Origin of the sequence: Streptomyces sp. x-80 (assembly GCF_046549095.1) — a bacterium.
Taxonomy (GTDB): Bacteria; Actinomycetota; Actinomycetes; order Streptomycetales; family Streptomycetaceae; genus Streptomyces; species Streptomyces celluloflavus.
In genome coordinates this window covers 114573-126758 of the sequence record NZ_JAJPWM010000003.1, presented here as the reverse complement: position 1 = coordinate 126758, position 12186 = coordinate 114573, and the positions used below count along the sequence as shown (strand labels likewise).

Genomic DNA, 12186 nt, shown 5'->3' with positions numbered 1-12186 from the left:
CCCGGGGCACACCCCGAGATCCGGCATGAAGGAAGGAAAGGAACCGACGTGTTCGGAAACTACCTGATCGGTCTGCGCGAGGGCCTGGAAGCCAGCCTCGTGGTCTGCATCCTCATCGCCTACCTGGTCAAGACCGGCCGGCGGGAGGCGCTGCGTCCGGTCTGGATCGGTATCGCGCTGGCCGTGGTGCTGTCGTTCGCGTTCGGTGCGGCGCTCCAGTTCGGCTCGCAGACGCTGACGTTCCAGGCGCAGGAGGCGCTCGGCGGCTCGCTGTCGATCATCGCGGTGTGCCTGGTGACGTGGATGGTCTTCTGGATGCGGCGCACCGCCCGCCATCTCAAGAGCGAACTCCAGGGCAAGCTGGACGCGGCGCTGGCGATGGGCACGACGGCGCTGGTGATCACCGCGTTCCTGTCGGTGGGCCGCGAGGGCCTGGAGACCGCGCTGTTCGTCTGGACCGCCGCGCAGTCCGCGAACGACGGCGTCCGGCCGCTGGTCGGGGCGCTGCTGGGCCTGCTGACGGCGGTGCTGCTGGGCTGGCTGTTCTACCGCGGCGCGGTCCGCATCAACCTGGCGAAGTTCTTCACCTGGACGGGCGGGATGCTGGTGGTGGTCGCCGCGGGCGTGCTCGCGTACGGCTTCCACGACCTCCAGGAGGCCGGCTTCCTGCCGGGGCTGACCAGCCAGGCGTTCGACATCAGCGAGCAGATCCCGGCGGACAGCTGGTACGGCACCCTCCTGAAGGGCGTCTTCAACTTCCAGCCGGACCCGACGGTCCTTCAGGTCACGGTGTGGGCGCTGTATCTGATCCCCACCCTCGCGTTCTTCTTCGCCCCCGGTAGGGTTGCGCCGAATCGTGCCACCCCGGCGGCCTCGTCCGCCCCGGTCGCCCCGAAGGAGCCCCAGCCCCATGACACGCAGGTCGCCGTTCCGGGTGCCCCTCACACTGACGTCGGCAGCGGCGGCGCTGGTGATACTCAGCGGGTGCGTGACGGTGCACGGCGAGCGGGAGATCCTGCCGGCGGTGTCGAAGGCTGACGGGGCCAAGGCGCTCCAGCAGTTCACCGACGGCTTCAACGCGGCCAACCGCAAGCTCGATCCGACGATGAACCCCGCCTTCGAGGCGGGGTCGCTGCTCGCCATCGACCAGGCCGGGCTCAAGGCGGCCCGCGCCCTCACCCCGCAGGGCAACCCCCGTTTCGTCCCGCTGGCGTTCACGGACGCGCACTTCACCGTGCCCAAGCAGGCGGGCTGGCCCAAGTACTTCCTCGCGGACGCCGTCAGCAACCGCAAGAACACCCGCTGGTTCCTGGTGTTCGGCCGGGACGGCGCCGACGCGAAGTGGCGGGCGGTGTATCTGGCGACGTTCGCCCCCAAGGACGTCCCGCAGTTCCGGACGGACCGGGACGGCTACGCCGAGGCGGTACCGGCCGGCGGCGCGTCGGGGCTGACGGTGGACCCGGGCGCGCTGAGCCGGACGTACGCGGACTATCTCAACACCGGCAAGGGCGGCGTCTTCGCGTCCGGTCCGGAGACCGACGGCTGGCGGGCGGAGCGCGCCAAGGCCGCCCGTCAGCCGGGCGCGCGCATCCAGTGGGAGGACCAGGTGGCGGACTTCCCGCCGGTCTCGCTGCGGACGAAGGACGGCGGCGCGCTGGTCTTCTTCTCGACCTACTACCACCAGCGCAAGACGGTGGCCCAGGGATCGGCGATCCAGGTGCCGGAGGGCCTGCGGGGGATCCTGGAAGGGCCGGCGAAGAAGACCGACAAGATGGCCTTCACCACGATCTCCGGACAGGCGGTCAAGGTGCCCGCCAAGGGGTCCGGCGGCAAGGTCACCGTGCTGAACCGCATCGAGGCGAAGACCTCGGCGAAGGCCCTGTAGGCGCGGCCGGTACGCGCCGGTTCCGCACACCGACGGCGGCGGGCCACCGGATGTCCGGTGGCCCGCCGCCGTCGGTGTGTCTACGGGTGCCGGGCGGGCACGAAACGGTTCAGCGGCCGATGGGCCAGGCCGTCGTCTCGTGGTCGGGCTGCCGGTCGATGAACTCCGCGCAGGCGTCGGTGAGCGACTCCAGCAGCGTCAGCGGGTCGGGCAGCGGCAGTTCGGGGCCGCGCAGCCACGTCACCGCGGGCTGCTCGCCCGGCAGCCGCGAGGGCGGCAGGAGGACGTAGCTGCCGCGGCAGTGCCAGCGCAGCCCCGGGTGTTCGTCCATGGTCTCGGGGTGGCAGTCCAGCTCACAGGGCCACCATTCGTCCTCGTCGTCCGGGGTGCCGCGGGTGGCGGTGAAGAAGAGCATCCGGCCTTCGCCGAAACCGGCGCCGGCGAGGGTGATGGGCCCGACGTCGACGCCCGCGCCGTCCAGCCGGCCGAGCGCGCTGCGGCCCGCTTCGACGGGGACGTCGAGGACGTCGTGGGCGATGCCGGTGGCGGTGATGAAGTTGGCCTGCGGGAGGGTGCGGACCCAGGCGGTGACCTTGTCGCGGTCGGTGGTGGCGACGGTCTGCCAGCCGAAGGAGATCGGGTGCTGGGCCGGGGTCGGACAGCCGATGCGTTCACAGGAACAGCCGTAGCCGGCGGGGTGTGCCGCCGGCGCGACGGGGAAACCCGCGTCGACCGCTGCCAGCAGCAGGTCCTCGCGGCCGCGCGCGGCCGCCGATCCCGTGTCCGTATCGCCGTCGTCCGATCCGTTCTTCGGCCGGCGCAGCCACTGGGAGAACCTGCTCTTGCGTTCCATCTATCCCCTCACTTCGAGCGGTGGTCTGGGATCAATGCTGCCACCATCCTGCGCCTCGGGTGACCGGTGTGCGGATCCGGGGTGAACGAGCTGCGGGTGAACAGGGGCAATTCGCGCCATCGCCGGCGAGCCCTGCCCGCTTTCAGCCACGCGGCCGCAGACCGTGCAGCACCTGGTCGACCAGGGCGTCCACGAACGCGTAGGTCAGTTCGCCGGTGCGCATCAGCCAGCGCTGTGAGAAGGGACTCAGCAGCATCTCGGCGGCCAGCCGGAGATCGGTCCCGGCGGCCAGCTCGCCCGCCTCCCGGGCGATCCGCAGCCGGTCGGTGTAGCAGCCGATACCGGGCTCCAGCAGCCGGGCGACGAAGGTGCGGGAGAGTTCCTCGTCGCTCGCCCCGGCCACCGCGAGCGCGCGGTAGGGGGCCTGGAACGCCGGGTCGTTGAACTCGTCCACGGTGGCCCGCAGCACGGACTTCAGATCCGCGGCCACGTCACCGGTGTCCGGGAGATCGCCCTGGTAGGTGTCCGCGTCGGCGGTGAACGCGTCCAGCAGGACGGCGGCCTTCGAGGGCCACCAGCGGTAGATGGTCTGCTTGCCCACACCGGCCCGGGAGGCGATGCCTTCGATCGTGAGCTTGTCGTAGCCGACCTCGCCGACCAGTGCCAGGGCGGCGTCGAAGATCGCACGGCGGGAGCGTTCGCTGCGGCGGGCGGAGTCGGGGGCTGTCTTGTTGGCCATGGGCCGGATTCTATCGAGAGGGTGAGGCGAGACGTATCGTCTCGATGTACCCCCAAAATCCCTTGACGATACGCATCGTCTCGCCACATGCTGATCTCCGTCACCCGGCAAGACGGAACGTCTCGCCGGTGGCTTTTCGACCGCTACGGAAGGGACGGACCCCATGGGCAAGAACAAGGCGGGCGGCATGCTCGGCGTCGGTGGCACCCGCAGCACCCTCTCCCGGGGCGCGCTGCGCGGCGGCGCCGCCGGAGGTGACGGCGGCGGACGCCCCGATCCGCAGGCGCAACGGCGCGAGCTGCTGCGCAGGCTCCAGGAGAAACGGGCGGCCCGCACCGGAAAGGCGGAGTGACCCCGCCGGTCAGGAACGCGGCCAGGCGTCGCCCCAGGAGGCGTCCCGGGCCTGGCGGTACCGGTCGCCGTGACGCTTGGTGACCGTGTCGCGCCGCAGCCCCTCCTCCGCGGTGCACAGGTCCAACAGGACCTGGCCCTTGCGGAGTTGGGGCTTGCGGACGATCCGGGCGGGGGACGGGGCGGCGGGGAGGGCGGTGGCGGCCACGTAGCTGAACTTCTCGTCCTCGTACGGGAGGGAGCCGCCCTTGACCTGACGGTGCAGGGAGGAGCGGCTGACCCGGGCCGCGAGATGGCACCAGTCCTCGCCGGGGACGATCGGACAGGCGCCGCCGTGCGGGCACGGGGCGACGATCCGCAGACCGGCACCGATGAGCCGGTCGCGGGCCTCGCGGATGCGGAGGTAGCCGTCCGGGGTGCCCGGTTCGATCAGGACGACGGCCTGCGCGGCGGCCGCCGCGTCCACCACCGCCCGGCGGGCCGCCTCGGTCAGTTCGCCCAGGACGTACGAGACGGTCACCAGATCGGTGCCGGCCGGTACGGTCAGCCCCTCGCCGATGACCTGCCGCTGCCACCGGGTCTCCGGAAGCACCCGGTCCGCCAGCTCGCGGCCCAGGTCGAGGGCGGGCTGCGCCCAGTCCAGGACGGTGCTGCGGTGTCCGTCCCAGGTGGCCGCGGCGGCCCAGGTCGCGGCGCCGGTGCCGCCGCCGATGTCGACATGGGTGGCCGGGGACCAGTCCGGCACCCGGTCCGCGAAGGCGGTCAGCGCGGCCCGCACCGCCGCGAAGGTCGCGGGCATCCGGTAGGCGGCGTACGCGGCGACATCCGCCCGGTCCCGGAGCACCGGGGCGTCGGTGGGCGTACGGCCCCGGTAGTTGGCGATCAGCCGGTCGACGGCCTGCGCGGCCTGCTTGGGCGGCAGGCCGTCGAGCAGGCCGGCCAGGGCGGCGCGGAGTTCGTCGTGCATTCGGAAGAGTTTACGGGGCGGGGTACGGCGCGCGGTCCGGCCGCGGAACGGGCGCGGGCGCCGTACCCGCGGCGGGGTGCGGCCCGGCCGTACCGCCGCGGGGGAACCCGGCGTGGCCGGGCAGGCCCCCGCGCGCCGGGCCCGCTCCCCCTCAGCCGCCGCGGGCCGCCGCGTGCGCCAGACAGGTCGCGGCCGCCGCGCGCGGGGCGCTGCCGCCGTCGGTGCGGCGGGGGTGGACGGTGTTGGCGAGCAGGACGAGGAACGTGTCCGTCGCGCGGTCCAGGACCAGACTGGTGCCGGTGAAGCCGGTGTGGCCGGCCGCGCCCCGCCCCGCCAGCTCGCCCATGAAGTACGGCTGGTCGACGCCGAAGCCCAGGCCCGGCGGGTCCAGCAGCGCGGCGACCGCGTCGGGGCCGAGGATCCGGGCGGTGCCGTACGCACCGCCGTTGAGCAGCGCGCGGCACAGGACGGCCAGATCCTGGGCGGTGGAGAAGAGACCGGCATGGCCGGCGACGCCGCCCAGCGCCCAGGCGTTCTCGTCGTGCACCGCGCCGCGCACCATGCCGCGGTCCGCCTTGGCCCACGGCAGCCGCTGGTCCTCGGTCGCCGCCACCCCGTGCGGCGCCAGCGGGCCGTAGGACGTACTGGACATCCCCAGCGGCGCGGTGATGCCCTCCCGGACCAGGGCGTCCAGCCGCCGCCCGGTGATCTTCTCCAGGACCAGCTGGAGGGTGATGAGGTTGAGATCGGAGTAGCGGTACGCGCCGCCGGGGCGGCCCGCCGGGTCCGCCGCCTCCGCCCACAGCAGCGCCAGCTGCGCGGCCCGCCCCCGCCGGCTGTGGAACGGCAGCTCGGGGCGGAGCCCGGAGGTGTGGGTGAGCAGCCGGCGGACGGTGATGCCCGCGGCGAAGGCGGGCAGCAGCTCGCGGACCTCACCGTCGAGATCCAGCCGCCCGCGCTCGGTCTGCTGCATCGCGGCGATGGCGGTGAAGAGCTTGCTGAGCGAGGCGAGGTCGAAGACGGTGCCGACCCGCATCGGCTCCCAGCGGTCCCGCGGCAGTTCGACGCCGCGGTCCCGGCCGGGGTCGTAGCCGCGGTAGCGCAGCGCCCAGCCCGCGGCGGCCTCGGCGGCGACGACCGGGCCGCGGCCGGCCAGTACGACGGCGCCCGAGCACCACGCCGGACGGCCCTCGGGCAGCGTCCGCACCCCGCGGACCAGCCGTTCCAGCCAGGCGGGATCGAGTCCCGCCTGGGCCGGTGTGCCCTGTCTGAGTCTCGGTGCGTTCAGAGCCTGGTCCTCTCGCCCGTGGTGCCCGTGGTGGTCTCCCCCCTACGCTGCCACGGGCGGCACATTCCCAGGAAGCACAGCAGCGCCAAAACAGCGCAGGAGAGCTGTACGACGGCCATCGGCACGGCGGTCCGCTCGCCCGCGATGCCCACCAGCGGGGAGGCCACCGAGCCGAGCAGGAAGGTGGAGGTGCCCAGCAGCGCGGAGGCGGAACCGGCCGCGTGCGGGGTGCGCAGCAGCGCCTGGGTGTTGGTGCTGGGCATCACCAGGCCCATGGCCGACATCAGGACGAAGAGCCCGGCGGCCATCGGCACCAGGCCGACCGTGCCGAAGACCCCCGACGACATCAGCAGCAGACCGGCCGCGGCGACCGCGATCAGCACCAGGCCGATGCCCAGCACCTTGTCCAGGCTGACCCGGCCGACCAGCACCTTGCCGTTGAGCTGGCCGACCGCGACCAGCCCGACGGAGTTGATGCCGAACAGCAGGCTGAAGACCTGCGGGGAGGCCCCGTAGATCTCCTGGACGACGAACGGCGACGCGGAGATGTACGCGAAGAGGGCGGCGAAGGCGAAGGCGCCGACGAGGAGGTAGCCGGAGAACGCCCGGTCGGCGAGGAGATCGCGCATGGTGCGCAGGGTCTGGCCGAGGCCGCCGGAGTGCCGGCGCTCGGGCGGCAGGGTCTCGTGCAGCTTGCGCCAGACCAGGAGGGTGAGCAGCACCCCGACGACGGTCAGCACGACGAAGACGCCGCGCCAGTCGGTGACCTGGAGGATCTGGCCGCCGATCAGCGGAGCGACGACCGGCGCCACCCCGGAGATCAGCATCAGGGTGGCGAAGAACCGGGCCATCGCCACCCCGTCGTACAGATCGCGGACCACCGCACGGGCGATGACGATCCCGGCCGCGCCCGCCAGCCCCTGCAACAGGCGGAAGGCGATGAGGAGTTCGGCGTTGGTGGCGACGGCACAGAGCGCGGTGGCCAGCACGTAGATCACCATGCCGACGAGGAGCGGGCGGCGGCGCCCCCACCTGTCGCTCATCGGGCCGACGATCATCTGGCCCAGGGCCATGCCCGCCAGGCAGGTGGTCAGCGTCAGCTGGACGGTGGCGGCCGGGCTGTGCAGCGCGGTGGTGACCTCCGGCAGGGCCGGGAGGTACATGTCCATGGAGAGCGGCGGGACGGCCGTGAGACCGCCGAGGACGAGGGTGACGAGAAGGCTGGTGCGGCGGGACGCGGCCGGTGCTGCTGCCGCGCCCCGCTCGGATATCGCGGGCAGGTCCTTGGTCTCGGCGGCGCCGGAGTCCGTCATGAGTGTCTCCACGGTTCATTGATGGCCGCACCATGGTGCCATGCACGGAATGGCCCGCGGCCCGGTCCGGACCAGGTCATTCGACCTACGACCCGGGGCCCTCCCCCGTGGTTCCGCCCCGGCCCCGCTCCCCGGTCCCGGCACCCGCCGCCCCGGTGGTACGGGCGGACCCGGGCCGCCGGCCGGCGTGCGGTCACCGGGCGGTGGCGCCGGGGTCCGCACCGGGCGCTCCGTAGAATTCGGGCATGGCGGAACTGATGGGGCGCGACGGCAACTGGACCTTCGAGGCGGACGTGGTACGGATCGTGCCGGGGCGCGACCGCGGGGTGCACAAGCTGCGCCAGGAGCTGGGTGAGATCGCGGTGCCGCTGGCCGCGCTGGCCGGTATCGCGTACGAGCCGGGCCGCAAGGGCGGCCGGCTGCGGCTGCGGCTGCGCGCCGGCGCGGACCCGCTGCTGCACGTCACCGGCGGCGGCCTGCCCGACGACGCGAACCCGTTCCAGGTGGCCGTGGAGCCCGGCCGGGCCGGCGTCGCCGAGTACTTCGCGGACGAGGTGCGGCAGGCCCTGACCATCGAGCAGATCCCGGACGGCCCCACCGACCGCTATCTGCTGCCGGGCCCCGCCGTACCGCTCTCGGCCACCGGGGTGGACGGCACCGCCACCTTCGACGGTGAGCGGGTGCACATCGACTGGCTCTGGAGCACCAGCGAGAGCAAGAAGCACGCGGGTGCCCGGGACTTCGCGCTGGCCGACCTGGCGGGCGTGGAGTGGCGGCCCGCCGTCGGCCTCGAATCCGGCTTCCTGCGCTTCCGTCCGCACGGGCCGGCGACACCGATCCTCAAGCCGGAACACGACCCCAACGCCATCGAGTTGTGGGGCTTCAAGAAGCAGAGCGGCGCGACAGCGCTGCTGGCGGCGGCGGTGGCGGCCCGGCTGCCGCATCCGTCGGGCGGCACGGGACCGGCACTCACCGAGACCCCGGCGCGCACGCCCGCCGCCGGCCTCGCGCCCGCCGCCCCGGCCGCTCCCCGGACGTCCGGACCGGCCCCCGCCCCGGACCACGACGCCCTGCTGCGCCGACTGCGCGAACTGGGCGATCTGCACCGCGACGGCATCCTGACCGACGAGGAGTTCACCACCACGAAGGCAGCCGTCCTCGACCAGTTCCGCACGGGCGACTGAGGCGGGGCGGCCGGGGGGCGGCTCTGCGTCCCGCGTGCAGGTGCGCTCTCCGTACGCGTCCGTCACCTCCCGTACGCGTCCGTCCTCCCCGCACGTCTGCCTCCCGGTAGGCCCTACGCTGCCGCCATGGGAGAGGCAGCGGACGGACAGGACGGACAGGCGGCGGACGGACGGGCGGCGGCGCGGACGGCACAGGCGACGCAGGAAGCGCGGCACACACAGCCGGACACAAGGCAGAGCGCAGGGCAGAACGCAGGGCAGGACGCACCGGACGACGGGGTGCCGCCCGTCGCCGGGAAGGTGGCCGTGGTGACCGGCGCCGGTTCCGGCATCGGGCGGGCGGTCGCCCAGGCGCTGGCCGCCGCCGGCTGGGACGTGGTCCTGGCCGGCCGGCGCGCCGAAGCCCTGGCCGAGACCGCCCGGCTGCTGGGGCTCCGCGACCCGGACGGCCCCGCCGTCATCCGCGTGCCGACCGACGTCACCCGCCCCGCCGAGGTCGACGCGCTCTTCACCACCGTCCGCGACCGCTTCGGCCGACTGGACCTGCTCTTCAACAACGCGGGCACGTTCGGCCGGTCCGCACCGCTCGACGAACTGACCTACGACGACTGGCAGTCGGTCGTCGACGTCAACCTCACCGGCGCCTTCCTCTGCGCCCAGGCCGCGTTCCGCACGATGAAGGCGCAGGACCCGCAGGGCGGCCGGATCATCAACAACGGCTCGCTCTCCGCGCATGTCCCGCGGCCGGACTCCGTCGCGTACACCGCCACCAAGCACGCGATGACCGGCCTGACCAAGTCACTGTCCCTGGACGGCCGTCCCTACCGGATCGCCTGCGGCCAGCTCGACATCGGCAACGCGGCGACCGCGATGACCGGCCGGATGCGGACCGGCATCCGCCAGGCGGACGGCCGGACCGCGGCCGAACCGGTGATGGCCGCGGCCGATGTCGCCCGCACGGTCGTCCACATGGCCGCGCTGCCGCTGGAGGCCAATGTGCAGTTCGCGACGGTGATGGCGACGAACATGCCGTACATCGGGCGGGGCTGAGCCCGCCGCGCCCGGCGTACGGGGCGGTTGTCCGACCACTCGCACCGCGGAGCGGTTCGCGCCCTGCGACGCGGTACGGCCGGGGAGGCCCCGCCGCACCGGGCCGGGAGGCGATCCGGCGCAGAACCCTTCGCCGCATCGCTGCGGTCGTGGCCGCGACCGCGGCAGTGGCCGCGACGGGTATGGGCACGGCCGCGGCCGATGTCGCCCGCACGGCCGTCCACATGGCCGTCCACATGGCCGCGCCGCCCCTGGAGGCCAGTGTGCGGTTCGCGACGGTGACGGCGACGAACATGCCGTACATCGGCCGGGGTTGAGGTTGAGCCGCCACGGCCTCTCCAAGAGGGCGCCCCCAAAGGAGGCATCAAGTGGTGCGACCAAGGGGGCATCGCTTCCGAGGGGCGCGGGGCGCCCTTCTCCCCCTCCGGGAATAGCCCGCCGGATCTCCCGGTTGCGCAGGCCATGACGCTCATTGACACCGCCCGGAGCACCCCCGAGGTCCTGCGCTACACCGCCTTCTCCGACGACCCCGAGGGCGGCAACCCGGCCGGCGTCGTACTGGACGCGGCCGGCCTGGACGACGCCGCGCAGCTCGCCATCGCGGCCGGGCTCGGCTATTCCGAGACCGCGTTCCTGACCGCGCCGCCCGAGGGGCTGGGCGAGCCGGGCCGCGCCTTCACCATCCGCTACTTCAGCCCGCTCGCCGAGGTGCCGTTCTGCGGGCACGCGACGGTGGCCACGGCGGTCGCGCTCGCCGAGCGCACGGGCCCCGGCGACCTGGTCTTCGCCACCCTGGCGGGCCCGGTCCCGGTCACCGTCACCGAGGACGGCCCCGCCCTGCGCGCCACCCTCACCAGCGTCGAGCCGCACCTCACCGGCGTCTCCCCCGCCGACGTCACCGAGGCGCTGGCCGCGCTCGACTGGCCGGCCGCCGACCTCGACCCCGCCCTGCCGCCCCGGATCGCGTACGCCGGCGCCCGTCACCTCGTCCTGGCCGCCGCCACCCGTGAGCGGCTGGCGCGGCTCGACTACGACTTCGACCGGCTGGCCACCCTGATGCGCCGCCTGGACCTGACCACCCTCCAACTGGTCTGGCGGGAGAGCGAATCGGTCTTCCACGTCCGCGCCCCCTTTCCCGTCGGCGGCGTCATCGAGGACCCGGCGACCGGCGCGGCAGCGGCCGCCTTCGGCGCGTACGCCCGCACCCTGGGCCTGGTCACCGCCCCCACCACCCTCACCCTCCACCAGGGCCACGACCTCGGCCGCCCCGGCCGCCTGACCGTCGAACTCCGCGCCGGCGACCCCCGCTCCCACGTCGGCGGCACGGCCACGGCGATCACGGGGTGAGGGCCCGGCCGCCGGCGGGACCGGCCCGGCTGCGCCGCCGGGCCGGTCCGGACGGTTGCCCTCGGCCCTGACCGCCGGTTCCGCGGCCGGGCCATCGTGTGTCACGCCCCCTGCGGAGTGCGGACCATCGGGCCGGCGCATGCAGAGGAATGCAGATCAGCGCCTCGTTCCGACGGCATCGGAGAAGGTGCCCAAGGCACTGCGGCGCTCGCCGGGGCCGGCATGCGCGGGACACGGGAAACGGGGGTGAACACGTATGCATGGATATCGGAAGATCGACGAGGGCCCGACTCCTCCGCATCACCGCCCAAAGGCTGGGACGAGAGACGAACGGCGCAGGAGCGAATTGCAGTCGGTCTCCGCGCTCCACAGGAGACGGACGGAATGGCCCGCGTCCCGACCGTCCCACTGTGGGAGTCCGGCCACCGCGGCAGAGGCTCTCCGCTCGCACCGTCACCGGCTCCCAGGGCGCCGCGGGCGCGTGCCGGGAATCCTGGGCTCCGGAAGTTCAGCATCGCGAAGGAAGCCCGGCCCGGAGATAGGTATCGATTTCTCGCAAATTAATGGCGAGCAGGTGATCCTCCGTCAAGCAGATGATTCTTTCGCTGCGGAACTGCTTGAGGAAGTATCCTACGCGGGATCGCGTGGTCCCCACCATCTCGGCCAGTTCTCCCTGCGTCACTCTGCATTTTATGTAGACCACCTCCCCCTTCCTTACGCCGGCCCGCCGGGAAAGCTTGAGCAGCGTCTCGGCCAGGCACTGCTTGCTGTCCATGGTGACCAGTTGAGAGATCCGTTTCTGTTGTTCGCACAGATTCAGAGCGAGGTGCTGCATGAATTGCTCATGCAGTGATTGGTTCGTCAGTGCCTGTAAGAAGTGTTCGCGCGGGAACCGGTGCAGGAGCGTGGGCGACGTCATCGCGACCACGGACTCCGTCCGCTCCTCGTGTACCAGGCAGGACTCCCCGAGCAGGTCGCCAGGAAGGTGTATGTCCAAGAAGCAGGTCTTCCCGTTGCTGGCGATCCCCAGTGTTTTCACCCCGCCTGCGGCCACCACGTATATGCTTCGGTCTTTGGCACCGTAGGTGTAGAGGAACTGATTCTTCTCCAGTCGAAGCAGAGGTGCCACGAGCCCCTCGCTGTCGAAATATAATTTCACGCGCTCGAATAGACTAAGCGTCTGACCCATCCCATCCCCCGTGTCAGTCC

The 12186-nt window shown here is 72.8% G+C and carries 13 protein-coding genes; 7 read left to right on the top strand and 6 right to left on the bottom strand.

Features of this window, described 5'->3' with window-relative positions; genetic code table 11:
* The first annotated feature begins 48 nt into the window (after positions 1–48).
* Both efeU and ACLJWH_RS06125 read left to right on the top strand, forming a co-directional pair.
* The gene (gene efeU / locus ACLJWH_RS06130) at positions 49–1038 is read left to right on the top strand and encodes an iron uptake transporter permease EfeU (protein ID WP_411140550.1); all 990 of its coding nucleotides are present in this window, start codon (positions 49–51) and stop codon (positions 1036–1038) included.
* A complete protein-coding gene (locus ACLJWH_RS06125) occupies positions 1025–1885 on the top strand; it encodes a hypothetical protein (protein ID WP_411140549.1) in 861 nt (286 codons plus the stop codon). Before efeU ends, ACLJWH_RS06125 begins: the two co-directional genes overlap by 14 nt.
* A 109-nt stretch (positions 1886–1994) precedes the next feature.
* On the opposite strand, the gene ACLJWH_RS06120 is transcribed toward ACLJWH_RS06125, so the two are convergent.
* Both ACLJWH_RS06120 and ACLJWH_RS06115 read right to left on the bottom strand, forming a co-directional pair.
* Positions 1995–2738, bottom strand: a complete 744-nt coding sequence (locus tag ACLJWH_RS06120; RefSeq protein ID WP_411140548.1) for a bifunctional DNA primase/polymerase — start codon at positions 2736–2738, stop codon at positions 1995–1997.
* A 142-nt stretch (positions 2739–2880) separates the two neighbouring features.
* Entirely contained in the window at positions 2881–3477 is a 597-nt protein-coding gene (locus ACLJWH_RS06115; RefSeq protein WP_411140547.1) for a TetR/AcrR family transcriptional regulator, read from the bottom strand.
* A 163-nt stretch (positions 3478–3640) separates the two neighbouring features.
* Here ACLJWH_RS06115 and ACLJWH_RS06110 point away from each other — a divergent pair, with 163 nt between their 5' ends.
* Positions 3641–3829 carry a DUF6243 family protein gene (locus ACLJWH_RS06110; protein WP_411140546.1) on the top strand — a complete coding sequence of 63 codons (189 nt, stop codon included), beginning with the start codon at positions 3641–3643 and terminating at the stop codon, positions 3827–3829.
* 9 nt (positions 3830–3838) lie between these two features.
* Here ACLJWH_RS06110 and ACLJWH_RS06105 read toward each other — a convergent pair whose 3' ends face one another.
* The 3 genes from ACLJWH_RS06105 to ACLJWH_RS06095 form a co-directional block, all read right to left on the bottom strand.
* Positions 3839–4795, bottom strand: a complete 957-nt coding sequence (locus tag ACLJWH_RS06105) for a small ribosomal subunit Rsm22 family protein (RefSeq protein WP_411140545.1) — start codon at positions 4793–4795, stop codon at positions 3839–3841.
* A gap of 151 nt (positions 4796–4946) precedes the next feature.
* Entirely contained in the window at positions 4947–6023 is a 1077-nt protein-coding gene (locus tag ACLJWH_RS06100) for a serine hydrolase domain-containing protein (RefSeq protein ID WP_411140880.1), read from the bottom strand.
* 56 nt (positions 6024–6079) lie between these two features.
* Positions 6080–7396, bottom strand: coding sequence for a multidrug effflux MFS transporter (locus ACLJWH_RS06095; RefSeq protein WP_411140544.1), 1317 nt, complete (start codon positions 7394–7396; stop codon positions 6080–6082).
* A 245-nt stretch (positions 7397–7641) separates the two neighbouring features.
* Here ACLJWH_RS06095 and ACLJWH_RS06090 point away from each other — a divergent pair, with 245 nt between their 5' ends.
* The 4 genes from ACLJWH_RS06090 (at position 7642) to ACLJWH_RS06075 (ending at position 10977) form a co-directional block, all read left to right on the top strand.
* Positions 7642–8580: a DUF4429 domain-containing protein gene (locus ACLJWH_RS06090; protein ID WP_411140543.1), complete on the top strand. Its 939-nt coding sequence runs from the start codon at positions 7642–7644 to the stop codon at positions 8578–8580.
* 126 nt (positions 8581–8706) lie between these two features.
* Entirely contained in the window at positions 8707–9630 is a 924-nt protein-coding gene (locus ACLJWH_RS06085) for an SDR family oxidoreductase (RefSeq protein ID WP_411140542.1), read from the top strand.
* 149 nt (positions 9631–9779) lie between these two features.
* A complete protein-coding gene (locus tag ACLJWH_RS06080; RefSeq protein WP_411140540.1) occupies positions 9780–9947 on the top strand; it encodes a hypothetical protein in 168 nt (55 codons plus the stop codon).
* 145 nt (positions 9948–10092) lie between these two features.
* Positions 10093–10977 carry a PhzF family phenazine biosynthesis protein gene (locus ACLJWH_RS06075; RefSeq protein ID WP_411140539.1) on the top strand — a complete coding sequence of 295 codons (885 nt, stop codon included), beginning with the start codon at positions 10093–10095 and terminating at the stop codon, positions 10975–10977.
* Positions 10978–11485: 508 nt separating this feature from the next.
* Here the strand turns inward: ACLJWH_RS06075 and ACLJWH_RS06070 are convergent.
* Complete coding sequence (locus tag ACLJWH_RS06070) at positions 11486–12166, bottom strand: Crp/Fnr family transcriptional regulator (RefSeq protein WP_411140538.1); 681 nt, start codon at positions 12164–12166, stop codon at positions 11486–11488.
* Positions 12167–12186 lie beyond the last annotated feature (20 nt).